This is a genomic window from Rhodopila globiformis (genome assembly GCF_002937115.1).
GTDB lineage: Bacteria > Pseudomonadota > Alphaproteobacteria > Acetobacterales > Acetobacteraceae > Rhodopila > Rhodopila globiformis.
The window spans coordinates 26,076-51,245 of record NZ_NHRY01000144.1 but is presented as its reverse complement, the minus strand read 5'-3'; the positions used below and the strand labels follow the sequence as shown (position 1 = coordinate 51,245).

Genomic DNA, 25,170 nt, shown 5'->3' with positions numbered 1-25,170 from the left:
GTTGTTCGCAGCGGTCACGCCAACGGACCCCGGACGGCCCGGCAAATGGTCCTTGATCCGCTCCCACTGGTCGTCGCGCAAGGCATGTCGATGCATCGGTCAGCCTCTCCAAAGCTGACTGCCTATGCATCGAAGAACCGGGGCTGCTGGAATCGGGAAGCCGCTTGTTGATCAACGATTCCGCCGCACTGTTGCAGCCCAGACTCACTCGGCTGGCTCCAATTGACGACACGCCCTAATCCGCCGTTCCAGGCGACTGACTGTACTCTCTACCGACGAGGCTGGCTGTGCATTTTCAAAATCCAGGCTCAGAGCCACCAGTACGTCCCGAGGCCCGAAATGCATGGTCAGTAACTCATTCATCCGCAAAACGCCGGGCTCGGCTTCCGCCAGACGCCGCATGCTTGCTCGGATCTCCGGGTGCACGCCTTCACCCGTCAATAGGCTCTGACTTTCGTAGGCGAGGAACGCGGCAGTTACGGCCAGCAGCAGGCCGATGGCGACGGATGCCATCCCGTCCGCGATCGGCAAATTGAACATCTGCCCGGCCGCGATCCCAGCGGCGGCTATCAACAAACCCAGAAGAGCCGCCGTGTCCTCGAACAGCACCGTGAAAACGGTGGGGTCCTTGCTCGAGCGAATGGCATCGAGCCAGCGGCGCCCCCCTTTTCCGGCAGCGAAGGCGCGCAGGGCGACCAGCCAGGTGATCCCCTCAAACATCAAGCTCAGCGCCAGCACGGAATAGTTGACCCAGGGGCTCTCCAGCGGATGGGGTTTGAGGATCTTCTGGATCCCTTCCAGCATCGCCACCCCAGCACCCAAGCCGAAGATCAGGATCGCGACGATGAAAGTCCAGAAATAGAGCTGCAAGCCGTGCCCGAACGGATGCTCGGAGTTGGCGGGCTTTGCCGCCTGGCGCATTCCGTGCAGCAGCAGCCCCTGATTGCCGGTGTCCACCAGCGAATGGATCGCCTCGCTCAACATGGCCGAGCTTCCAGTGAACCAGGCGGCGCCAAATTTGGAGATCGCGATCAGCATGTTGCCGGCCAGCGCAGCGTAGATCACCGTCCTGGTGCTGTGAGATGCCATGCTGCCCTTTTCGAGTCGTTGATGGACTACCGTCGAGACGCCTTGTCTGGCTTTTCGTTTCGTTGTGCTGTTCCAGCACCCACTGATATGAGTATCTGATGCGGAAAATGATCCTGCCACGGCCCGGCATGATCCCGATCGTCCAGGACCAAATAATCAGCGCAACCCGCTGGGCCGAACCAAGGAGGCGCGCTTCTTCTCCGAATGGAGGCTACATTCCGCCCGGATAACCCGGTCCGCCACCGCCTGCCGGCGGCACCCAGTCGATGTTCTGCGTCGGGTCCTTGGTATCGCAGGTCTTGCAGTGCACGCAATTTTGCGCGCCGATCTGCAATTTCGGCGCACCTTCGTCGGCGCCGATGATCTCGTAACCCCCCGCCGGAAAGTGGCGGCTCTCCGGGCTGAGGAAGCGGTCCAAGTTAACGGTGATCACCAGCCTTGGCAACTGCCAGTCACCGAGAACCCCACGCCCCGCTCAGATAATCGTTCCGCACAAAGCACCCACGCCCGCAGTGACACCCATGGCCAGCGCTCCCCAGAATGTGACCCGAATCGCAGCCGGGACCATCCGGGCGCCGCCAACGCTCGCCGCCAGGGTTCCCAACACCGCCAGTGATAGCAGCGAACTGACCGACACAGCGACGATCAGCCATGCGTCCGGTGCCAGGGCCGTGACCAGCAGAGGCATTGCCGCGCCCACGGAAAAGCTGGCGGCCGACGCCATGGCCGCCTGGAGCGGGCGGGCCATGAGCGCCTCGGAGATACCGAGTTCATCGCGGGCGTGCGCCCCGAGCGCATCGCGCGCCATGAGTTGTTGCGCGACCTGCCTGGCCAGCGCTGGATCCAGGCCACGGCCGACGTAGATCGCCGCCAGTTCCCGATGCTCGCCGGCACTGTCCACGCGAAGCTCTGTTCGCTCCTTCGCCAGATCGGACTGTTCGGTATCCTTCTGGGAGTGCACCGACACATACTCTCCGGCCGCCATCGACATGGCTCCGGCGGCCAGCCCGGCAATTCCGGCGATCAGGACGCTGCTGTGGGTCCCATGTGCCGCGGCAACCCCGAGGACCAGGCTCGCGGTCGACAGGATGCCGTCATCCGCCCCCATCACAGCTGCGCGCAGCCAACCGGTGTGTCCGCTGCGGTGGTGTTCCTGTTTGGGAATCATGCGTGTTCCGATCATCGGCTTGCCCTAAAACGGTAGAAAATCACCTTGGTGACTTCAACCAGCCCCAGATACGCCAGGGTCGCCCCCACCAGGAACACAAAGAACAGCGGCGGCGGCGTCACGAATCCAAACCAACGACCCCAGGAAACAAGCGGCAGAACGATCGCAAAGGCGACAGCCCCAAGGTTCGTGGCAATCAGAAACCGGCATGGCATGCTGCGAAAGAACTGCCGGCGCGTGCGGATGCAAAACACCACAAGGGTTTGCGTCGTCATCGACTCGATGAACCAGCCGGTCTGGAACAGGGCCTCACCCGCGCCGAAGAAGACCAACAGCGCGTAGAACGTGATGAAATCGAAGACCGAACTGACCGGACCGAACACCAGCATGAAGCGTTCGATCAGCCGGATGTCCCATTTTACCGGCGCGACGGTGGCCTCGGGATCGACGCTGTCGAATGGTATGGCGATTTCCGACACGTTGTAGATCAGGTTGTTCAGCAGGATCTGGATCGGCAGCATCGGCAGCATCGGCAGGAACGGCAGGATCAGTGTGGCACCGGCCATGCTGAACATGTTGCCGAAGTTGGAGCTCGCGCCCATCAGTACGTACTTGGAAACGTTCTGCACCGTGGCCCGCCCGGCGACCACGGCTTCACGCACCACCGACAGGTCGTGCTCCAGCAGGATCAGATCGGCTGCTGCCCGGGCGACGTCGGCCGCTCCATCGACCGAAATCCCGACATCCGCGGCGTGCAGCGCCGGCGCGTCGTTGATGCCGTCGCCCAGAAAGCCGACGACATTGCCCAGCCGCTTCAGAGCCAGCAGGATCCGCAGTTTCTGCTGCGGATTGACCCGACAGAACAGGTTGACATGCGGAAGCTGGCCGATCAGCGCCTCCTCCGTCATGTGCTCCAGCACATCGCCGGTGAGCACGCCAAGGACCGGCACCTGGATTTCAGTGAAGACGTGGCGGGATACGTGTTCGTTGTCGCCGGTCAGCACCTTCACGGTGATTCCGGCTTCCGCCATCGCCTTGATCGTTGCGCCTGCACTGGTTTTCGGCGGATCAAGGAAGATCGCGAAACCAGCAAAAACCAGATCGGCTTCATCGGCAATCGCCGCAGTTTGATGGCTGACATCGACCACGCGGCTGGCGATACCCAGCGCGCGGAACCCGTGCGCGCCGATCCCGTCGAGCGTGGTCTGGAACGCGGCCCGCCTCGCCGTATCCAGTGGCTTCTCCACGCCATCGGCGTCTTGATAGTGTCCTGACAGCCGCAGCAAATCCTCAGGCGCGCCCTTGACGATCAGGCGGCGTGTCGCATCGTGCTCGACCAGAACCGAGACCCGCCGCCGCTCGAAATCGAACGGCGCTTCGTCGATCTTCCTGAACGCGGTCATGTCGAATGGCTCGGCAGCGAGAATCGCCTTGTCGAGCGGACTTTTCATCCCGCTCTCGAACTGGCTGTTGACGTAGGCATAGGTGTACGCATGTCGACTTTCGGCGCCGTGGCCGTCGATCGTACGCACGAGCTTGATCGACGCTTCGGTCAGCGTGCCCGTCTTGTCGGTGCACAGCACGTTCATGGCACCAAGGTCGTGGATCGCCGAAAGGCGCTTCACGATGACCTTCCGCCTGGCCATCTGCATGGCCGACCGAGCCAACGTTACCGTAACGATCATCGGCAGCAGTTCGGGTGTGAGACCGACGGCGAGGGCGACGGCGAACATCAACGACTGCAGCATCGGCCGGGCGAAGGCGATGTTCATGACAAGAACGAACAGCACCATCAGCACGGTGAGGCGCATGATCAGAAGGCCGAAGCGGCGAATGCCGACGGTGAACGCGGTGGCCGGTGGCTTCTCCGCCAGGCTGGTGGCGAGGTGGCCAAGTGCCGTCCTGCCACCCGTTCGACAGATCAGAATTGTTGCGGTTCCACTGATGACTGAGGTGCCGGCGAATACAGCATTGGAGGCGCCCGCAGGGTCTTCTGCACCGGAGGCTGCCTCACTGGCCCGCTTCTCGGCGGGATAGGGTTCACCGGTCAGCAGCGCCTGGTTGACATAGAGGTCCCGGCTTTCCAGCAGTCGGGAGTCGGCCGGGACAAGATCGCCGGCGATCAACTCGACGATGTCGCCGGGGACCAGTTGGTGGATCGGTACCGAAACGCTCGCCCCGTCGCGTCGCACGGTCGCCTGCACAGCGACCGACTGTCGCAGCGCCTCGACAGCGTTCTGCGCTCGAACCTCCTGGACGAAGTCGAAGATGATGCTGAGCATTACGATGCAAAAAATGATGACGAAGCTTGCGACGTCACCCGTCGCTGCGGACACGGCGCTGGCGATCAGCAGGATAATGATCAGCGGGTTACTGAAGCGGGCGAGGAATTGGAGCCAGAGCGGTCTGCGTTTAACGGTTGCGGCATCGTTTGGCCCATAAGTCGCAAGACGGGACTGTACCTCCGCGGTGGTTAGCCCGGCGGCCTTCGTCCTGAGCCCCGCCAGCAGCCGGTCCACTGGCTCCTGCCAAACTTGTTCAGGCTCCGGCTCGCCGGTGTCGGGGTGCGCGTCCGCGACCAAACCGCCAAGCAGCGCGCCACTGGAATGATCATTCATTGCAAAGGGCTCCTGCTTTGTCAGGCGCGGTTCTCGCGTGCGTCCGCTCAATTTGAACGCATGACATTAACGGAATGGGACCCGGCCGTTGCCATGCCGGCGCAGGTCGGGCGACACAACCCTCAATCACCGGATACCGTTGAGGCAGGATCGGGAAGTACGCAACGCCTGTTGACAGTTCACGATAACTGCCAAAGCCCATATCGGCCACTCGGCCCGTGGCGCCAGCCCATCCGCGTCGGTCCGCCACTTCCGTCCAGCGAAACAAATTCTGGCGCGCGCGGCGATGCGGCGGTCGCACTCTCCCCGTCCACGAGCGGCTGCGCATCTCGCCCCCTCAATGGGTCGGGACGCTGTGCGCCGCGCCGGGGATGGTCACTGAACTACGACCGTGGGGCGACCACACGCTGGATGGCCTGAGCAAGATCCTGTTCGCTAAACGGCTTGCGCAGCACCGTCGCACTTGGCCGACCCGCCCGCATGGGCGCTCCGCTCATGAGGACGTAGGGTTTCGGACCATTCTTGAGAATGCGATCGACCGCGGAGATACCATCGCCTTCCTGCAGATTTAAGTCGACGAGCATCAATCCCGGTTGGTGCCGCATGGCATCTGCCACGGCTTCGTCTTCAGTGGCGACAATCGCACAGACCATGTGGCCCATGTCTTCCAGAATTTCGGCGAGCAGCTGGCCGATGATTGCATCGTCCTCAACAATCAGGACACTCAGAGCGGTCATGGCCATCTGTCGCCTGTCCATCAGAGGATCAGTATATCGTTTTCGACGCTCAATGCTCCTGGCGTTGCCCAGGCTGTCCCTGCGGTCACAAGGCGGTCATGTGGCGTGCGGACCGTTCTGCTCAGGTGAACTCTGCCCGCAGCCGCGCCACTATCGTCATCACGCCGTATTTGTTCGAAGGGAAGCCTCACGTCGGTCTCCCCAGCGACCATCCTGACCCCCTTGATGCGCCGGGTTCCGCTGCATGTTTTTCTCCGGACGACCCGACATGACCGGTCAAGGTGATGACCGCATGATTCGCCGTGACTCGGATAGCTGCCTCGGGCACGCTGGGCTCCCAGTGCCGATCCGTGAGCACGGCCCGGTGTGACTGACCGTCGAGAGACACGGCGTCCTCCAGAAGTTCTATGCAATAGGCTAAATGGCAACGTCATGCGCCACTATATCGGATGACGGACCGGTTTGTGGAGGCTCGGAAATTACTCAGAGTATCCTGGAATGTCCGAGATCAGCCAGGTCCTCTATTGCTTTGAAATTGATGTGGTGCTATGCGCTTTTTCGTGCACGCCTCGGTTTCACGTGCCCTCGAAAGACAATACTGTTATGACAGAAGAACTCTGGAGGCCGGCCAGCGTCGTCCTTTTTGCACCGAGAGACCAGGTTACGGCGCGCGGCCCCGCCGAACATTCTGCTGATTTTGCCGTCGTCGCGATCGGTGCGTCCGCGGGTGGCCTGGATGCCTGCAAGAAGCTCCTCGCCGCGCTGCCCCCCAAGCCCGGGATGGCCTTCATTCTTGTTCAGCATCTCGATCCGACGCATGACAGCATGCTGGTAGAGCTGCTGAGCAGCCAAACGTCGATGCTCGTGGCGCAGGCAATGGAAGGGACGCCGGTCGAACCGGATCATCTCTATATCATTCCGCCTGGAACCTATCTGTCAGTCGTGAGCGGCTGCCTGCATTTGTCTCACCCCCAGGCCCTACACGGCGCGCGGCTCCCGTTCGATTTCCTGTTGCACTCCCTGGCCGCCGAATACCGGGACCGGTCTGCGGGCATCATCCTGTCGGGAACCGGGAGCGACGGCAGTGTCGGGCTCGCGGCGGTCAAGAAAGCAGGCGGCCTGGTGATCGCGCAGGACCCGGCCGAAGCCGGATATGCGGGCATGCCGGAAAGCGCCATTCTGGCGAGTGTCGTGGATCATGTGCTGCCGATCGCCGATATGCCAGATGCGCTTGCCAGGTACGCTGACACCGGCAGCCTGCGCCAACAAACGCAGGCTCAGGATACACCCAAAGACTGGCTACCCGGCGTAATAGAATTGCTCCGCGGCAGAACCAGCCATGATTTCACGCTTTACAAGCCGGGCACGCTGCAGCGGCAGATCGAGCGGCGAATGGCAGTAGCGGCAATCGACGTCCACGACATCGAGCGCTACATGCAGTTGCTGCTTTCCGATCAGGCCGAACTCAACACTCTTGCCAAGGAATTGCTGATCAACGTGACCGGCTTCTTCCGCGATCAACACGTGTTCACCCTGCTGGCCGACAAGATCATTCCGGATCTGGTAAGCGCCCACCCGCAGGGCCAGCCGATCCGCATCTGGATCGCCGGTTGCAGCACCGGTGAAGAAGCCTACTCGCTGGCCATGCTGTTCCGGGAGGCGATTTCCGCAGCGAACCGCGATATCAAGCTGCAGGTATTCGCCTCCGACATTGATCCGGACGCTGTCGCCAGCGCGCGTGAGGGTCGCTATCCGGAAACGATCCAGACCGATGTCTCAAAGGAAAGACTCGCCCGCTTCTTTTCGAAAGAGGATAAGCAATACCGGATCTCGGCCGAACTGCGTTCCGCGGTTGTCTTCACTGTACAGGATCTGCTCGCAGATCCACCGTTTTCCCATATTGATTTCGTATCCTGCCGGAATTTGCTGATCTATTTGCAAGCCGAGGCACGGGAAAAAGTCCTGGCCCTGTTCCATTTCGCGCTGCGTCAAGGCGGCGTCCTTCTGCTTGGCACATCCGAGACGGTGGGCAGCGACGACGGCCGGTTTGAGCCGATTTCAAAGACCGCCCGGCTGTATCGGCACATTGGTCACTGCCGGCCGGGCGAGATCGGCTTTATCAGGGGCGCCATCGATGGGTTGCGCGCGCCGGTGCGGCACGTTCAAGATCAGACCATCTCACGTCAGGCTGCGCTGGCGGAACTCTGCCGGCGACTGGTGATCGACACCTATGCGCCCGCGGCCATGCTGATCAACCGCAGCCATGAGTGTCTCTATTCCCTTGGTCCGACCGACCGCTATCTCCGGGTCGTGTCCGGACATCCGACCCAGGATCTGCTGGCGCTCGTTCAGCCGGCGATACGTACCAAGGTTCGTTCCGCGATACAACAGGCGACCCAGGCGAATGCGCGCATCGTCATCGCCGGCGGGCGCACAAGCCAGGATGACAGCGGCCGGACATTCAGCATCGCGGTTCAACCTGCCCGCACCAACGGTGAGGATCTGCTGCTCGTTTGTTTTGTTGACGATCTGAAAGCCGAACGGGCGCGGCAACGGTCCGGGAGCGGGGGGGACACAACCCGCGTGACGGAACTGGAGCAGGAGCTGGAGGCCACGCGCATCGAGTTGCAAGGTGCGGTCCATAACCTGGAGATTTCCGCCGAAGAACAGAAGGTGATCCACGAAGAGGCTCTCTCCGTTCAGGAAGAGTACCAGTCGACCAACGAGGAGCTTCTGACCTCGAAGGAAGAGCTGCAGTCGCTGAATGAAGAGTTGACTGCACTGAACAGCCAGCTTCAGGAAACGCTGGAACGGCAACGCACGACGGCCAATGATCTGCAGAATGTACTTTACAGCACCAACGTAGCGACGCTGTTCCTCGACCTCGATCTTAGCATCCGGTTCTTCACGCCAACCACGCGGGCGCTTTTCACCATCCTACCGGGCGATATCGGGCGTCCGCTGTCCGACCTGCATTCATGGGTCATAACGGAAGGCGATCTTTCCGCCGATGCCAGAACCGTTCTGCGGACCCTGAATCCGATCGACCGCGAGATCGAAACGGAAAACGGCGCCTGCTACCTCCGCCGCGTCCTGCCCTATCGCGCGCAGAACGGCGGGGTGGAGGGCGTGGTCATCACATTTTCCGACATGACTGAAAGGCGGCGCGTGACGGACGAGCTTGGCATAGCGAAGCGCCATGCCGAGCAGGCGAATGCCGCGAAGTCGCGGTTTCTGGCCGCCGCAAGCCATGATCTGCGACAGCCTCTGCAAACGCTTGTCCTGTTGCAAGGCCTGCTGGGAAAGCATGTTCAAACCGAGCGAGGCCAGGTGCTGATCGGCCGCCTTGATGAAACCCTGAGCGCGATGGAAGGCATGCTCAACGCCCTGCTCGACATCAATCAGATTGAATCCGGCACGGTAAGCGCTGAAAAAATCTGCTTCCCTGTCAACAGCCTGCTTGAGCAATTGCGGGACGAATTCAACTATCATGCCCAGGCCAAGGGCCTGCGTTTGCGCGTGGTTCTTTGCGGATTGTCAATCGAAAGCGATCCGCGCCTGCTGGCGCAGATGATCCGCAATCTTGTTTCAAACGCCTTGAAATACACCAGGCATGGCGCGATTCTGCTTGGCTGCCGCCGGCACGCTGGAAAGCTTCGTATCGAAGTCTGGGACACCGGGATCGGTATCGCGGACGGCGATCTCCAAGCGATCTTTGACGAATACCATCAGATCGACAACCCGGCCCGTGAGCGAAGTCGTGGCCTTGGGCTTGGACTGTCCATTGTCTATCGCCTCGGGAAACTGTTGGGTCACGAGGTTGGTGTTCGGTCGCAGCCAGGACGCGGGTCGGTCTTCACTGTGGAGGTTGGTCTGGCATCCGGGGCACCGACGGCGCTTACCACAGAGCAAGCGGCCACTGCCGAAGAGAACGCGACTGAGCCTGCGCGTCATACCGGCGAAATCCTGCTGATCGAAGATGATCCGGATGTCAGAGATCTGCTGGAGGTATTTCTCAGAGAAGACGGCTACGACGTGGCGACCGCGCCGGACGGCCCAACGGCACTGACAATGCTGAAAACAGGCGCGATGCGGCCCGATCTGATTCTCGCTGATTACAACCTTCCAGGCGGCCTGAATGGTGTTCAAACCACGGAGAAGATTCGGGAACTGCTCCACCGAGCCATTCCGGTCATCATCCTGACCGGTGATATCCTGCTCGGCAGCGTCCGGGACATTGCGCTTCCGGACTGCATCCGACTCACCAAACCGGTGAAACTGGCCGGACTGACGCAGACCGTTCAGCACCTGTTGCCGCGTTCGCAAACCATGGCTGAGCCACGAGCGGCGTGTGCGGCTGAAGCGGTCGATCCACCATCGCCGCCAATGGTATTCGTTGTTGACGACGATGCCGGCGTGCGGGCCGCAATCCGAGCCGCTTTGGAAGACGACGGCCGAGCCGTGACCGACTTCGCCAGTTGTGAGGCGTTCCTGGAGACGTTCCGTCCAGGGCATGAAGGGTGCCTGGTGATTGATGCCTATCTTCCCGGGATGTCCGGCCTTGAGTTGCTGAAGCAGCTTCACAACCTGGGCCACACGTTGCCGGCGATCATGATCACCGGCAACAGCGATGTTTCGGTCGCGGTCGCAGCCATGAAGGCGGGCGCGATGGACTTTATTGAAAAGCCGATCAGCCGGAGCGAATTGCAGGCAAGTGTCGATTGCGCACTGGAACAATCGCACGATACGAGCAAGCTGTCCGCTAGGCGCGAGGATGCGGCACATCACGTCGCCGGCCTGACCCCGCGGCAGCGTCAGGTCATGGATCTGGTGCTCGCCGGCCATCCTAGCAAGAACATTTCCGCCGATCTTGGCATCAGCCAACGCACCGTAGAGAACCATCGGGCCGCGATCATGAAGCGGCTCGGTGTGAAATCGTTGCCTGCACTGGCAAGAGTGGCGCTCGCGGCAACCGGAGCAGACTCCTAACTCAGGCGCGCGGGTAACGACCGGAAAGACAGTATTTTCCAGATCGCCCATCTGTATCCATCGGTACCTACAGCAAGAGCGCTTGTTCCGTAACGGCAGCTTACTCAACGTACTGCTGTCGTGGAGGTATATGATGGGTCTCATTCTGTTGGTTGTCGTGCTGGTGCTGCTGTTCGGCAGTGGCGGGTGTCCTCATGGCTTTACTTCTGGTGCTCTAGTCCGTCGGTGGCATGCCGTACTTGCGCTAAAGGACACGACGGCAGGTCGTGAGCCGGGAAGCTTTTCCGGCTCGATTCGTTCGCAAGGCTGCTGGATAAGTAGATTCCGATCCTTTCGCAATTTTCATCAAGAGATAGGGTCGGCTGGTCGAGCGGATAAAGCAACCATCGCCTGCAGTCATAGGGGCCGCATAACCAGTTTAGACATAGTGGCTGTCATCCTGGTACAGATACAGTTCCGGAGGAAAATCGTGCACAACATTGCAACATACGAGAGACCGACAAACGTCGTAACGGCGCTGTTCTCGACTAGCGTGACCTCTTTCAGCCTTGCGGAGAGTGCGACATTCGCTGATCTCGCAGACAGTGTTGAGACGATCAGCGATCACGATACCCGTGTGCTAATGGCGATCTATTTGACCGTCGGCGTAACAGACCGACCGATTTCGGCCCTGCGTTCCGGCGTCTGATCGATTTCGCTATCGCGTCCGGGATCGACGACACCTGCGCATGGCAGGACCCCACCGGGGTTTCCAGATCACCTGCTGGCGCAGCCGGTTCAAAATTGCCGCGGGCACGGCCCACCAGGTCGATCCTGGCGGGCCGCGGAGTTGGGCTTGGACCCGTCACGGCCTCAATCTCGCTCGTCGCATTGGTGGACCTGACTGGTGGTTTCCGAACAGGTTCACTTTTTACTGTCGCTGTCGTGATCGAACAGCTCCAGCGCCAAGAGCAACGCAGCAACCCCTTTCACACACGAGAGGTATGCGGCCAGGCCGGCATCATTGTCGACCAGCCAGTTGAGTGCCTACTGCACAATCACAAAGACCGATACCACGTGCTGCAGTCGGCGACGCTTATCGTCGCGCGGGCCGGTGGCATTGACGATTGCGACGAGTTTGTCGCTCGTGGTCTTGGCAAGCGCGACAGCCTCCGTGCCCACTTTCCCCAAGTTCGTCTTGCGATCGCAGGCCGGATCAGGCCGTGCCGGGCCGGAACAGCCGGCAGCAGGGGCAGGCAGGGGCCGAGAGCGTTCCGATATGAAATCGATCCATCCTGACTCTTGATCCGTGGAACCGATTACGCGGTCAGGTGAACGTAATGTGCGTTCACCCTCCACCGCGATCAGGACTGGATGCCGAGTGCGCCGAGCAGCCACAGCACCAGCAACACGACCAGCACGAGGCTGAGCACGCCGCCCAGTCCCGCCCCACCGTAGCGGTTGTAGCCGTAATAGCCGCCGCCCCCACCGAACAGCAAGATCAGCACGACGATGATTAGAATGGTGCTCATGGCACACCTTCATGAAAGCTCTGCGATATTGTCGGAGCATTGAGTTTTTCGGGATGATTGCCCAGGGCGCTCAGGCATTATGCCGCTGCCTCAGGGGACCGCCTTCTTCGCGGACTTTTCGATGACCTGTCCGGTCGCCGAGGTCTCCGCAGTGGTATGGCAGGCTGCCAGCAGCGCGACTGTCGGCATTTTGTTATGGTATCGCATTTTAATACTCTCTGAGTTTGCGGGGTGCGGGCTAAATTCGCCCAGTAACCACGAGGACAATGACAAGGATGATGATCAGGCCCAGCCCGCCGCTCGGGAAGTAGCCCCAGTGTGCACTGTGCGACCAGGTCGGGAGCACGCCGATCAGCATCAGAACCAGAACGATCAATAGAATTGTGCCAAGATTCATGGTAGAGCCTCCGGAGACGCGTGCCGGACGACGACCGGTCCGGCAGCCTTGTGAACAATGCAGTCGGCTCGATGTCCGCCGCGAACCCATGGCCGCTATCTGTTCACGCTCTTGCAGCAGCGGTGGATTTCGACCTGGCCGCAAGAGACTCCGGCGTCCTGCGATGCCGGTAGACTCGGAAACTACTCAGATCAGCAACAGATCGGTTGAACAACAGGAAACGCGCGCTGAAACCTGCTCCCTGGTATAAGCCTCAGCGACCAACACAACGCTTCGCCTTCCAGCAAACACTATGCTGCCGCCGGGACGAGGTCGCAATGGATGGGCGCCGCGGCTGCGCCCTGGTCCCAGAAACTCTGGCGGTCGCTCCGCGGCGCCCGGCCGATGCTCAACCGTCTATTGCTGGTTCATCAAGTATTTCTCTCACGGGAATCGTCCGCGCACGAGGTCTCCCATTCACATGGGCGGCGGGGGGACTTCCGTTTTCTTGGTCCCAATGTCAGTGTACTTCGGAAGATAGGCGTAGCTACGGTTGAAGGGCCAAATGCCGAGGTACCAGACAATGCCGACCATGGCCACCGGAAAAATAAGCTGTAACATGTTACTATGTCTCCTTGCTTGTCAGGCTCGTTCCTCAGCTCTTGCCGATCCCGGCAGGCGCGGCTTCTGGCTGGAGCAATTCCGGCCTCGTAACGCCTGCCGCGGACGACGCCGCCAGGAGTCCGCGTGAATGTTGGACGACGAGTTCGTTGAACCCAGTAACGATGCAGGCCGGAGCCGGATGGGCAGGCAGATTGTCCTGCCCCTGACGGCTTCGGCAGTCATCACTCCTTCAGCGCGTCCTTGATCCCGCCGACGGTGTTCTGGATCTTGCCCTCGACCTTCTCACTTTTCCCGTCAGCGACCAGCTTTGCGTCGCCGATAACCTTTCCGACCGCTTCCTTGACGGTGCCCTCGACCTGCTTGGCCGACCCGGCTATCCGATCTTTGTCAATCATTTCTTGTCTCTCCGCTTGTTGATGCCCTATTCGGGCGAGTCACGCGGCCAACAGCCGCGGGATGGTGCGTACCAACCGACCACGACGGGCCTCTGGGCGTATTTCAGGTCATGCGTCTGGTCGTGGACCGCGTTGGTGCTCGCATAGGCCGTCGTATCAAGGGTCCGAACTCCTAGGAGATCCGGGATCAATCAAGACTGTGTCATAGGCGCCTATTACATGGTTCGCAGCGGCTTTGCCTTCAGCAATGAGAGCCGACGCTGGTCCAGACGCTCACCCGAACCTGGTAGCCCGCCGGTCTGCTGCAGCCTCGCAGTATGTGACTGTTCGATCCGACCGGATAGCCGGATGATGCACGGGGGCGCGACATCGCGCCAGATTCGGAAAATACTCAGACCTATGAGGCTCCACGGGAGCCCAGACATGGCGTCTTTATGCAAGATCAGGTCGAGGGTGAACGCGGCGTTGTTGCACGGATCAGAGGTTGATGATGTGGGTTCGGCTGCGTTTTGAGCGCATAGCCGACGCGCCGGTGCGACTTCTGCGCCGATGGGAACGCCAAGACCTTCTTGTCACAACCCGCTCCCTCGGTCGCCCTGAACTGGTCCCGCCACTGGGGTGTGCACCATAAGGAGGCAGAAGGAATTTGCGATGACCAAAGCTTCGACGCCGGCCGCAAGTGTCCGCCCCGTCTCCTCGTCCGTCTCGGCAGCGGTATCCACCACCACGTTCCAGCTTGTGCCGGCTGGATCCGCCGGAATCCGGAATGTCACGGCATCATGAGAGGCATTCAGGAGAATGAGGAACGTGTTATCCGGTTCCTGCTCCCCACGCTCGGTCAGATGCATGTGCCCGGGCTCACCGCTCAACCGCACCGCAAGCGCCTTTGCTTGGGCGTTTCCCCAGTCCGTCTCGGACATCTCTGCACCATCCGGGCGAAGCCAGACGACATCCTTGACCTCGGTGCCAGGAATGGTCTCGCCGTGGAAGAACCGGTGGCGGTGGAAGACAATATGCGCGCGCCGAAGCGCAATGAGCTTGCGGGCGAAGGAGAGCAGCGCTTTGCCTTCCTGGCCCATGCCCTCCCAGTCGAACCAGCTGATTACGCTGTCCTGGCAGTACGCGTTGCTGTTGCCGCCCTGGCTTCGGCCGAACTCGTCGCCGCCGAGGAGCATGGGAACCCCCTGCGACAGCAGCAGTGTTGCCAGGAAATTGCGCATTTGCCGCTTGCGAAGCGCCACAACCTCGGGGTCGTCGGTCGGCCCTTCGGCGCCGCAATTCCAGCTGTTATTGTTGTCGGACCCGTCGTGGTTGTCCTCGTTGTTCGCGTCGTTGTGCTTCTCATTGTAGCTCACGAGGTCGCGCAGCGTGAACCCATCATGGGCGGTGACGAAGTTGATGCTGGCCCAGGGACGGCGCCCGCGTCGATCATGGATGTCGGCTGATCCCGAAAACCGTGAGGCGAGGACTGGCAGGAGGCCCTCGTCACCCTTCCAGAGCCTGCGAACGGTGTCCCGATACTGGTCGTTCCACTCCGCCCAGCCCGGCGGGAAGTTGCCGAGCTGGTATCCGCCCGTGCCAGTATCCCAGGGCTCGGCGATCAGCTTGACCGCCGACAGCGAGGGGTCCTGTGCCATGGCGTCAAGGAAGCCAGCATTCTCGGTAAACTCGCCATTGACGCGCGCGAGAGTTGTGGCGAGATCGAAGCGGAAACCGTCCACACCCATTTCATGGACCCAGTAACGCAAGCTGTCCATTACCATGCGCAGCACATAGGGATGGCGAAGTTCGAGCGCGTTCCCTGTGCCCGTGAAATCGCTGTAGTACCGCTCCGCCCCGGGCTTCAGAAAGTAATAGGATTTGTTGTCAATTCCCCGAAAACTGAGGGTCGGCCCCAACTGGTTGCCTTCGGCAGTATGGTTGTAGACAACGTCAAGGATGACCTCGATGCCGGCGTCGTGTATTTGCTGTACGAACGCCTTGAACCCTCCGAGCCCCTCTGTTCCCAGATATTCGGGATGCGGCGCGAAGAACCCGATGGTGTTATAGCCCCAATAGTTGCGTAGGCCGCGCTCAATCAGATGGCGGTCATGGATAAACGCATGGATCGGGAGGAGCTCGACCGCGGTAATGCCGAGGTCGCGCAAATATGCCACGACCGGTGCCGCGGCAAGGCCGGCGAACGTGCCGCGCACGCCCTCTCCGACCTCAGGGTGACGCATCGTGTACCCCTTCACGTGCAATTCGTAGATGACGGTTTCGTGCCACGGGCGTTGATCCGGCCGCCGTCCCCACGTGAAGGCGGAGTCGACCACTTGGCATTTCGGAACGAAAGAGGCGCTGTCGCGATCGTCGAAGGACAAGTCCTTCGCGTCGTCGCCAACCTTGTAACCGAACAGGGCGTCGTTCCATTCGAGCGCACCGACGAGCGCCTTGGCATAAGGGTCGATCAGCAATTTGTGATGGTTGAAGCGATGGCCTGCCTCGGGCGCGTACGGTCCGTATACCCGATAACCATAGAGTTGACCCGGCCGCACATCCGGCAGGTAACCGTGCCAGATCTCGTGCGTGTATTCCGGCAGTCGGATCCGTGCGATTTCGCTCTTGCCACCGCCATCGAACAGACAAAGCTCGACCTTTTCGGCGTGTGCCGAGAACAGCGCGAAGTTCGTACCCGAACCGTCCCATGTCGCGCCGATCGGACCAGGTCGGCCGGGCCATACGCGAAGGTCAGATGCGCTCATCTGTGATTTTCCTGGCGGGAGTTAAGCTAAATTGTCTTATTGACTGAAAAGCAGGGACCCCCCGGCGTATGTGGTAGGTATAGGTCTCTCGAACGGCCGGTAGATCAGGGGTCGACGCCAATGTCTGACTGAGCCGTGACACCGTCAACTCGTCGTTCGATGGAATAGCGGAAGGGCCGCTCAACTTGACGGTGCCCGTTGGGGCTGCTCCTTATCGGATCGAGGATACTTCCTTAGCTCGACTTTGGCCGTCACGCGGCATAGCAGAAAGCATCAATCAAGCGTTCGGACAGCGCGGTTGGGATTTTCATGTCTCCTTGCCTGACCTGGACGTGACAAATTCCTCTGGCCACCACAGGCGCATGCGAACCGCAGCAAGTATATCGGCGTCGAACAGGTTGGCATCCAGCCGCAAGCGGGTGATCAGGCGGACGTGGCGGCGCACCGCGGCTATCAACTCGAGGCAGGCGAAGCTGCTGTCGCCGACAATGGTGATGGCGCGGTCGGGCAACCAGCGCCGGGTTTGCAGGATCGCCTGGATGGCCCAGCGGGTCAGCGGTTTGTGGTGCCGGCCGCGCTCGGCGTTGGTGCGCTGCGAGGGCGCGAGGATGGTCAGGAACGGCAGCCCCTCATCTGGCATTCCACCGGCTAGGCCGGTGGAACCTTCCAGCTTCGCCCAGCGGCGCTTCGCCCATGGGATCGGCAGCACCAGCGCCAGCGACAGCCAGCGCAGGCCGCTGGTTTTGACGAAGAAGCCGCGCGAGGAGCGCACCGGATCGCGATAGATGCCGCGGTCGCGGATGTGGGGCCCCAGCGCCGCTCGATGCTGTCGTCGGGGACGATCACCAGCTGGCCTTCGGGCAGCAGCACCTCGAGCAGGTGCAGCAGCAGTTTGCGCGCCAGCGCGCGGGCATCCCAGCGCGCCTCACTCAGCACCTCGTGGTAGCGGCCGAAACCTGGCCGATCCGCCAGCCCCATCACCCGCAGCGCGGCGCTGACGGTGCGCTGCCCCGGCGCCAGTATCGCGCCGGTGACCAGCACCAACCAAGCGGCCAGCACCGGCGGCACAGGGACAGCGGGAAGCGAGCAGGCGGGCGTGGGGCGACGATCAGGTGTCATCGGCGGGAAACGCGCAGGATGCCGCTGCCGCCATTCACACCGCTGTGTACCCGCTGTGGCGATGTGCAACCACCGTACGGGTTATGGTGATGTCGGCATGACCGACGCGATCATCCGGCGCATCGAGCGCTTCTCCTTCCCGCAAGGCGCCGTGCGCGCCGAACGCCGCAATCGCGGCTACACGCTCACCCATGCCGCCACAGGTGCGCCGGCGGCGCGCCTGCGCCCCGACACCGACGACGAACATGTCGAGGTGCTCTACTGGTCGCTGCGGACCGACCGCTGGTCACCCACCGGCCCATTCGGCCGCACCATCCTGCCGCTCGACCAGGCCCTCCGCTTCATCGCCGCCGAGGCCGTCTTCTGGGCGCTGATATGAGCGTCAAGAAATGAGGGGCGGAAAGTCGAGTTTAGAAAGTAATAGGATTTGTTGTCAATTCCCCGAAAGCGGAGGGTCGGCCCCAACTGGTTGCCTTCGGCAGTATGGTTGTAGACAACGTCAAGGATGACCTCGATGCCGGCGTCGTGTATTTACTGTACGAATCCCTTGAACCCTCCGAGCGCCTCTGCTCCGCGATATTCGAGATGCGGCGCGAAGAACCCGATGGTGTTATAGCCCCAATAATTGCGTAGGCCGCGCCCGCTTGATCGGGTCGAGATGGGGGCAACTTGCCGCGGTTCAATCTGCCGCCTGCGCCAGGGCCACGTCCGCCGCGCCATGCTGCCGAGCGAGTTTGCGGTAGATCGTGAGGTAATCCTGGGCCATCCGCCGAGCGGTAAATCGCGCCATGAAACTCGCTCGCACAGTGTTTCGCGACAAACGAACCAAGCTCGAAACGGCGGCAATCGCCCCGGCTTCGTCCTCGACGATGTAGCCGGAAACGCCATCGTCAATGATCTCTGGCACCGAGCCGCGGTTGAAGGCGATAACCGGCGTGCCGCAAGCCATCGCCTCGATCATCACCAGGCCGAACGGTTCCGGCCAGGCAATCGGCATCAGCAGCGCAACCGCACCGGACAGAAAGGCCGCCTTCCGGTCGTCGGAGATCTCGCCCACCATCTCGACGCCGCCGTCTTGCAGCAGCGGGCGAATGACAGCGTCGAACCAGGATTGGTCCGCCCGGTCCACCTTCGCCGCGATCTTGAGCGGGATCCCGCAGGCCCGCGCAATGCGGATGGCGCTGTCGGGCCCTTTTTCCGGCGCGATACGGCCGAGGAAGGCGAGATAGTCCGGCTTCGCCCGCTGTTGCGGTAGCAGCAGCCCCGCGGGCAAGCCATGGTGGACGGTCCCAACGTAGCGCGCACCCGGCAGTGGCTCGCGCTGGCTGTCCGAGATGCTGACGACAGAAACGTCCGGGAACGCTTTGAACATCGGCTTCAACTCGGGAAGATCGAGCCGGCCATGCAACGTCGTCACGAACGGTGTTTGCTGCCGACTGAACAGGCTGAACGGCAGGTAGTCCAAATGGAAGTGCAGGATATCGAACTCGTCCGCGCGCCTGCGGACGGCTTCCATCAGCAGCATCTGGGGTGCGAGCAGGTCGCGGATCGACGGATCCAGCCGCAGTGCCCGCGGTATGACCGACTCGAGCTCGGCCGCGGTGACCGAATCTCCACTCGCGAACAAGGTAACGTTGTGGCCGAGCGCGACGAGCTCCTCGGTAAGGAACGAAACGACCCGTTCCGTCCCACCGTATAGCTTTGGCGGAACCGCTTCGTATAACGGAGCGATCTGGGCGATGCGCATGGTCAGGGGCTCCCGCCAGAGCTTTTTCAGCCTGAACGTGCAGGCCGAAATGCTCTGGCCCTTTGTTTGATCGCGCGATTCACACCCTGTACGCGTTCCGCGCAGGGTGACCGCGCGCCGAACCTTCGACGGCCGCCCGGCAGCCTGGACAGCAAGTTTTAAAGTGATCCCCGATCATACCGGTCGCCGATGGTGCGGCGGTAGCTTCGGAAAACCCCTATGCGGTTGCCGCTACGACGGGGTCACGGGGACTGGCGCTTCTCGGGGCCCGTTGGTCGTTGCAGACCCGGTTCCCGGGCGTGAGTAGTTTCCGAACCTGTCCTGTCATGACGCCTGCCCGCTAAGATGGCGCCAGCGGGCGGTGCATGGATCGGCCGCCAGATATGCGACAGTGGCAGCAGCGCCTCAAAATCGGATGGAAATCCGGATCCCGAGGGAATGCCGGTTTACCAGGCCGCCAGACTACCGCGCCGGCCCTACCGAAACAGAGTCCGGTTAAACAGCAAGGTGTAGGCGTATGACAGTCCATGACTTACTCGCGCCGCGATACAACCAACTTGGGGCGTTGAAGGCGGCGATTTTGGACGTTGACGGCGTCTTACTCGCATCGCCGCATGAACGCGCCTGGCGCGAAGCGCTGAATGGCCTGGCTGACGCTGAACGTTTCACCACCGCCATGTACCAGCGCGCCGTCGCGGGCAAGCCCCGCCTGATGGGAGCCCGCGCTGCCCTTGAAGCACTTGGCGTACCGGACGCCGGGCGGCAGGCTGCCCCGTATGCGGAGCGCAAGCAGAAGCGGCTTGAGGCGTTGATCGAAGCGGGCAGCATCGCGGGCTTCCCGGATGCACTTCGTTTCGTTCAGGCGCTGGCGGCGCTGGGTTGGCCGATGGCAGTCGCGTCCTCGTCCAGGAACGCCAATGGAATGATGCAGCTGATCCACCTCGACTCCGGCCAGAATCTGCTTGACGTGTTCAGTGCCAATGTCTGCGGGCGCGACTTGCCGCGGGGCAAGCCCGACCCGGCGATTTTCCTGCTGGCCGCGGAACTGCATGTCGAACCGACTTTCTGTTTCGTCGCCGAGGACGCCCCCGCCGGCATCGCGGCCGCCCGCGCGGGAAAAATGGCCGCGCTTGGTGTTGCCCGGCATAGCGACGCGGCCAGCCTCCACATGGCGGGCGCCGACGTCGTGGTCAACAGCCTTGATGGCATCGCTCTCGATGAACTGGCACACCACCGGCTGTGCCGGGTGGCGGCATGACCGGGCCGGAGATGAAGGCCGGTATCCCCGGTCCCGGGGCTGATCCCGGTTGGACCTTCTGCCTGGATGGTTACGATCCGCTGCTTGAAAACAGCGTTGAGTCGCGCTTCGCGATCAGCAACGGTTTCCTGGGTATACGCGGCGCCCGAGCGACAAGCCGCGGTCAGCGTTGGATTGTTCCCGCGCGAACCTATGTGGCCGGCCTGTTCGACACCTCCGGGACCGAGCACGCCACCACCGGACTCGTCCCCGCCGCCGACTGGTTACGATTTCGCATCATGATGGCCGGCGGTCCGTTGCTGCATCATCCCGGTGATATGTCGTCGCATCACATGACGCTCGACGTGAGGCAGGGCGCATTGTTCAGCGCAGGCCGCCACTTCGACTCACCGGACCTGGGCATTCAGGTGCGAACCCTGCGCCTTGCATCAATCAGCGACCGAGCGCTCGGGCTGCAACTGATCCAGATGGAGATCGAACAGGGGGAGGTCGATGTCGCCGTCGAAGCCTCGTTCGAGGGCGTGGAACTCGGGCTGGTCATCGATCGTCTCGATCAGGACCTCGGCACGTGGCGAACGCGGCATTCGGGGAAACGCCTTGCCATGGCGACCACGTCGTCGCTGCAGATCGACGGGCGCGATCTGGAGCCCGCGGCCCGGGGTCCGCTGACCTGGTCCTGGAATTGGAAAACCCGCCCGGGACAAATCGCAACGTTCCAGCGTTTCGTTGCCGTCGTGCGCAGCGACGCACCGGACCTGGATCCAGGCCCGGAAGCCCGCGACAAGCTTGGCTCTGCCCGGCACGTCGGTTGGCAAGACGTCGTTGCGGCGCATAAGGCGGCCTGGGGTCGGCGATGGCACAACAGCGATGTCGAGGTCGATGGCGACGCGAAGGCGCAGCGCATGTTGCGGTTCGCCCTCTACCATCTGAACGGTGCGGCCAACCCGGCTGATGAGCGGGTTTCCATCGGCGCCCGCGCGCTGACCGGCGACAATTACCACGGCCACGTTTTCTGGGACACCGAGATCTTCCTGCTGCCGTTCTATATCCTGACCTGGCCGGAAGCGGCACGGACGCTGCTGATGTATCGCTTTCACCTGCTGAACGGCGCAAGGGCGAAGGCCGCCGCAATGGGCTGGCGCGGCGCGCTGTATCCGTGGGAGTCCGCCGATACCGGCGCGGACGTGACGCCGGAGCAGGTCATCGGTCCGGATCATCGGGTCATCGCCATCCTGTGCGGAAAGCTGGAACAGCATATCAGCGCCGACGTGGCATACGCGGTCTGGCAATACTGGCAGGCGACCGGAGACGACGCTTTCCTGCTGGAGGCCGGCGCCGAGATCCTGCTCGAAACCGGGCGCTTCTGGGCCAGCCGGGCGCAACGAGAAGCCGACGGACGATGCCATATTCGCGGTGTCATCGGACCGGACGAATATCACGAGCATGTCGATGACAATGCCTATACGAACGTCATGGCGCGTTGGAACATCCGCCGCGCGCTGGATATCGCTGCCTTGTTGCGCGAACATTGGCCCGTGCGGTGGATCAGCCTCGCGCGGCATCTCGGCCTGGAGGATGCCGAGCTGGCGCAATGGCTGGATGTCGCCGAAACGATCGCCATCGGCCGCGATCCGGAAACGGGACTGTTCGAGCAGTTCTCGGGTTATTTCGCGCTGGAGGACATCGATCTGTCTCATTACGCAGGGCGCTCGGTGCCGATGGACGTGGTGCTGGGGCGCGAGCGGACGCAAGCATCGCAGGTGGTCAAACAGTCCGATGTCGTGGCCCTGCTGGGCCTGCTCCCGGAAGAATTTGCCGGCGCGGCGGCAGAGACGAACTTTCGCTACTATGAGCCTCGTTGCAGTCACGGCAGTTCATTGAGCCCGGCGATGCACGGGCTGGTGGCCGCCCGGCTGGGTGATGCCGAAATGGCGCTGCGTTACCTTCGCCAAACCGCCGCGATCGATCTCGCGGAAACACATGTGGCGGCTGACGGCGGGATTCATATAGCAGCTCTCGGCGGGATCTGGATGCTGGCGGTGTTCGGCTTCGCGGGGTTGACGTTACGAAACGACGGCATCGCCATCGATCCCCGATTGCCGGCTGGCTGGGACAGTATGGTCTTCAGGATTCAGTGGCGTGGCCGGCACCTCAAAATCGCCATAGACCAGGCCAACCAGAGCGTCGAGGCGACGCTGGAAGCAGGCGAGCCGATGGCACTGACCGTTGGCGGCGATCCGCACCCGCTAGGTCGTGCTGCGATGCTCGCGGTCCGGTTCCGCAAACCCGGTGCAGCTTCATGCTAACCAGCACAGGAAGCCTGCCGGCGCAGCCCGGTTCCGTATGGTCGCTGGTATTCGACGGGTTCGAGCCGGACAAGGAGGGCATCCGGGAAGCCCTCTGCACTCTGGGTAACGGCTATTTCGCCACGCGCGCGGCCGCCTGCGGGGCGGTGGCGGACGGCGTGCACTATCCGGGAACCTATGTGGCCGGCGGCTATAACCGGCTGAAAACGGATATTGCGGGCCGGGTCGTGGAGAACGAAGATCTTGTCAATTTTCCTAACTGGCTCTCGCTGCAGTTTCGGATCGCCGGCGGGGCCTGGTTCGATGTTCGCTCGGTTACGATCTTATCCTATCGCCAGGAACTCGATCTGCGGCGCGGCATCCTGTGCCTTGCCATACGCTTCGAGGACACTATGCGGCGACGAAGCCTGTTGCAGGAGCAACGGCTTGTGTCGATGTCCGACATGCATCTCGGGGCGCTGCAGCTCACGCTGATGGCCGAGAACTGGTCGGGACCGGTGACAATCCGCTCGGGGATCGACGGGCGGATCGTCAACGCTGGCGCGAAGCTATATCAAAAATTCAACGGCGTACACCTGGAGGAGCTGACAGGCGAGATTGTTGGCGAGGATACCGTCTTTCTGATGGCGCGCACCTCCCAGTCGCAACTCGGTGTCGCCGAGGCGGCCCGGATGCAGATGTTCACCAACGGCCGCCGGATCGAGGGGCAGCGCACCGCCATCGAGGAGCAAGGCTATATCGGCCAGGAACAGACGATCGTCCTGGAGCAAGGCGATGTGGTGACGGTGGAGAAGCTGGCCGCCGTCTATACCTCACGCGACAACGCGATCTCGGAATGCGGGCTGGCAGCGCGCAAGGCCGTCGCACGCGCTGGCCGCTTCGACGCAGTCAGGGCGGATCATGAGTTGATCTGGGACCATTTGTGGCATCGCTTCGACGTGCGTATCAAGCACGCGGGCGCGGAGTTCAAGCTGAACATCCCGATGCTGCTTCGGCTGAACATGTTCCACCTGCTGCAGACCATTTCGCTGCATTCCATCGGCCTCGACATCGGCGTGCCCGCGCGCGGCTGGACCGGGGAGGCGTACCAGGGCCATATTTTCTGGGATGAGTTGTTCATCTTCCCGTTCTTCAACTATCGCCTGCCGGAGATTACCCGCGCCCTTCTGACCTACCGCTACCGGCGCCTTGGCGAAGCCCGCGTTGCCGCCCGCGCCGCCGGCTACAAGGGCGCGATGTTTCCATGGCAGAGCGGTAGCGACGGCCAGGAGGAGACGGATACGTTCAACCTCAACCCGCGCTCGAACCGCTGGGTGCCCGATAACTCCTATCTTCAGCGTCACGTGGGAAGCGCGATCGCTTACAATGTCTGGCAGTATTTCCAGGTCACCCGCGACATCGAATTTCTGCAGTTCTACGGCGCCGAACTGATGCTTGAGATCGCCTGCTTCTGGTCCTCGATCGCCAGGTTCAATGCCGAACGTGGACGCTACGAAATTAGTGGCGTCATGGGGCCCGATGAATTCCACGACGCCGATCCGGATGCGGCGGCTCCCGGACTGAACAACAATGCCTATACGAATGTCATGGCCGTGTGGGTGCTATGCCGCACCATGGACGTGCTGGACCTGTTAGCCGGCACCCGCCGTACTGAACTCATGGCGCGGCTCGGCATAACATCGGACGACATCGCCCGTTGGGACGACGTCAGCAGGCGAATGTACGTTCCGTTTCATGACGATGGCATCATCAGCCAGTTCGAGGGCTACGGCATGCTGCAGGAACTCGACTGGCAGAAATACCGAACACGGTACGGCAATATCCAGCGCCTCGATCTGATCCTGGAGGCGGAGAATGACAGTCCTAACCGCTACAAGGCATCGAAACAAGCTGATCTTGTGATGCTGTTCTATTTGTTTTCCTCCGAGGAACTTGGGGAGCTGTTCGGGCGGCTGGGTTATCCGCTCGCCTACGATACAATTCCGAAGAATGTCATGTATTATGCCGCACGCACGTCGCACGGCTCCACCCTCTGCCGTGTCGTCTACGCCTGGGTCCTGGCGCGTGCCGATCGGCCGAGTGCGATGACCTTCTTTGCCGAGGCGCTGCAAAGCGACGTATCCGACATCCAGCATGGAACCACGGCCGAAGGGGTTCACCTCGGCGCCATGGCGGGTACCGTGGACCAGGTATTGCGCGTCTCGACAGGGATCGAGGTCAAGGACGACGTGTTGCGGTTCAATCCCGAACTGCCGCCGGAAATAGAATGCCTCGACATGCGCATCCGCTATCGAGGCCATTCGATCGATCTGCGCGTCACGCACGACGCCCTCTCGCTGCGGGGCGAAGATCTCGACGCGGCGCCGATTTCCTTGTCCGTCGCCGGTACAACCCACGCGTTCTCAAGCGGCACCACGCGTGTATTCCAGTTAAACAACGGTAAGCCGAACCCCGACCCAGTCCCGATCGAGCAAGGATAAGCGAACCGG

General features: G+C 61.8%; 16 protein-coding genes and 3 pseudogenes. 5 read left to right on the top strand and 14 right to left on the bottom strand.

Annotated elements, in window-relative coordinates; genetic code table 11:
• The 6 genes and pseudogenes from CCS01_RS35230 to CCS01_RS14515 form a co-directional block, all read right to left on the bottom strand.
• Positions 1-96, bottom strand: a pseudogene (locus CCS01_RS35230) (IS5/IS1182 family transposase); the annotation flags it as partial.
• Between the two features lie 108 nt (positions 97-204).
• A complete protein-coding gene (locus tag CCS01_RS14535; RefSeq protein ID WP_338049982.1) occupies positions 205-1,065 on the bottom strand; it encodes a cation diffusion facilitator family transporter in 861 nt (286 codons plus the stop codon).
• 235 nt (positions 1,066-1,300) lie between these two features.
• A pseudogene (locus CCS01_RS14530) lies at positions 1,301-1,516 on the bottom strand (4Fe-4S dicluster domain-containing protein); the annotation flags it as partial.
• Positions 1,517-1,564: 48 nt separating this feature from the next.
• Positions 1,565-2,257 (bottom strand): VIT1/CCC1 transporter family protein, encoded by a 693-nt coding sequence (locus tag CCS01_RS14525; protein WP_204848280.1) that lies wholly within the window; start codon positions 2,255-2,257, stop codon positions 1,565-1,567.
• Positions 2,258-2,268: 11 nt separating this feature from the next.
• Positions 2,269-4,875 carry a magnesium-translocating P-type ATPase gene (gene mgtA, locus CCS01_RS14520; RefSeq protein ID WP_104519519.1) on the bottom strand — a complete coding sequence of 869 codons (2,607 nt, stop codon included), beginning with the start codon at positions 4,873-4,875 and terminating at the stop codon, positions 2,269-2,271.
• A 383-nt stretch (positions 4,876-5,258) separates the two neighbouring features.
• Positions 5,259-5,612, bottom strand: coding sequence for a response regulator (locus CCS01_RS14515; protein WP_104519527.1), 354 nt, complete (start codon positions 5,610-5,612; stop codon positions 5,259-5,261).
• Positions 5,613-6,110: 498 nt separating this feature from the next.
• Between CCS01_RS14515 and CCS01_RS14505 the strand changes: the two genes are divergently transcribed.
• Positions 6,111-10,601, top strand: coding sequence for a CheR family methyltransferase (locus tag CCS01_RS14505; RefSeq protein WP_239992163.1), 4,491 nt, complete (start codon positions 6,111-6,113; stop codon positions 10,599-10,601).
• A gap of 1,343 nt (positions 10,602-11,944) precedes the next feature.
• Here CCS01_RS14505 and CCS01_RS14495 read toward each other — a convergent pair.
• From CCS01_RS14495 to CCS01_RS35890, 6 genes are all read right to left on the bottom strand, one after another.
• Positions 11,945-12,112, bottom strand: a complete 168-nt coding sequence (locus CCS01_RS14495) for a DUF3309 family protein (RefSeq protein WP_104519516.1) — start codon at positions 12,110-12,112, stop codon at positions 11,945-11,947.
• Between the two features lie 238 nt (positions 12,113-12,350).
• Positions 12,351-12,509 (bottom strand): DUF3309 family protein, encoded by a 159-nt coding sequence (locus tag CCS01_RS14490; RefSeq protein ID WP_104519515.1) that lies wholly within the window; start codon positions 12,507-12,509, stop codon positions 12,351-12,353.
• A gap of 824 nt (positions 12,510-13,333) precedes the next feature.
• Complete coding sequence (locus CCS01_RS14485; protein WP_338049981.1) at positions 13,334-13,507, bottom strand: CsbD family protein; 174 nt, start codon at positions 13,505-13,507, stop codon at positions 13,334-13,336.
• Positions 13,508-14,079: 572 nt separating this feature from the next.
• Complete coding sequence (gene glgX, locus CCS01_RS14480) at positions 14,080-16,251, bottom strand: glycogen debranching protein GlgX (RefSeq protein WP_104519514.1); 2,172 nt, start codon at positions 16,249-16,251, stop codon at positions 14,080-14,082.
• 307 nt (positions 16,252-16,558) lie between these two features.
• On the bottom strand, positions 16,559-16,960 hold the full coding sequence (locus CCS01_RS35895) for a transposase (RefSeq protein ID WP_158258396.1): 402 nt from the start codon (positions 16,958-16,960) through the stop codon (positions 16,559-16,561).
• A complete protein-coding gene (locus tag CCS01_RS35890) occupies positions 16,900-17,370 on the bottom strand; it encodes a transposase (protein ID WP_104519512.1) in 471 nt (156 codons plus the stop codon). Before CCS01_RS35890 ends, CCS01_RS35895 begins: the two co-directional genes overlap by 61 nt.
• Before the next feature lie 97 nt (positions 17,371-17,467).
• On the opposite strand from CCS01_RS35890, the gene CCS01_RS33715 reads away from it, so the two are divergent.
• On the top strand, positions 17,468-17,749 hold the full coding sequence (locus CCS01_RS33715) for a hypothetical protein (protein WP_158258395.1): 282 nt from the start codon (positions 17,468-17,470) through the stop codon (positions 17,747-17,749).
• A 32-nt stretch (positions 17,750-17,781) separates the two neighbouring features.
• Here the strand turns inward: CCS01_RS33715 and CCS01_RS35220 are convergent.
• Together CCS01_RS35220 and CCS01_RS14460 are read right to left on the bottom strand one after the other, a co-directional pair.
• Positions 17,782-18,009: pseudogene (locus tag CCS01_RS35220) on the bottom strand (alpha-amylase family glycosyl hydrolase); the annotation flags it as partial.
• A gap of 40 nt (positions 18,010-18,049) precedes the next feature.
• Positions 18,050-19,117 carry a glycosyltransferase family 4 protein gene (locus CCS01_RS14460; protein WP_104519511.1) on the bottom strand — a complete coding sequence of 356 codons (1,068 nt, stop codon included), beginning with the start codon at positions 19,115-19,117 and terminating at the stop codon, positions 18,050-18,052.
• 517 nt (positions 19,118-19,634) lie between these two features.
• Here CCS01_RS14460 and CCS01_RS14455 point away from each other — a divergent pair.
• Genes CCS01_RS14455 through CCS01_RS14445 form a run of 3 tightly spaced genes read left to right on the top strand, consistent with a single transcriptional unit; the run spans position 19,635 to position 25,161 of the window.
• Positions 19,635-20,375: an HAD family hydrolase gene (locus tag CCS01_RS14455; RefSeq protein ID WP_104519510.1), complete on the top strand. Its 741-nt coding sequence runs from the start codon at positions 19,635-19,637 to the stop codon at positions 20,373-20,375.
• Positions 20,372-22,681, top strand: coding sequence for a glycoside hydrolase family 65 protein (locus tag CCS01_RS14450; RefSeq protein WP_104519509.1), 2,310 nt, complete (start codon positions 20,372-20,374; stop codon positions 22,679-22,681). Before CCS01_RS14455 ends, CCS01_RS14450 begins: the two co-directional genes overlap by 4 nt.
• Positions 22,675-25,161, top strand: a complete 2,487-nt coding sequence (locus CCS01_RS14445; RefSeq protein WP_104519508.1) for a glycoside hydrolase family 65 protein — start codon at positions 22,675-22,677, stop codon at positions 25,159-25,161. The genes CCS01_RS14450 and CCS01_RS14445 overlap by 7 nt, the downstream gene beginning before the upstream one ends.
• Positions 25,162-25,170: the final 9 nt, after the last annotated feature.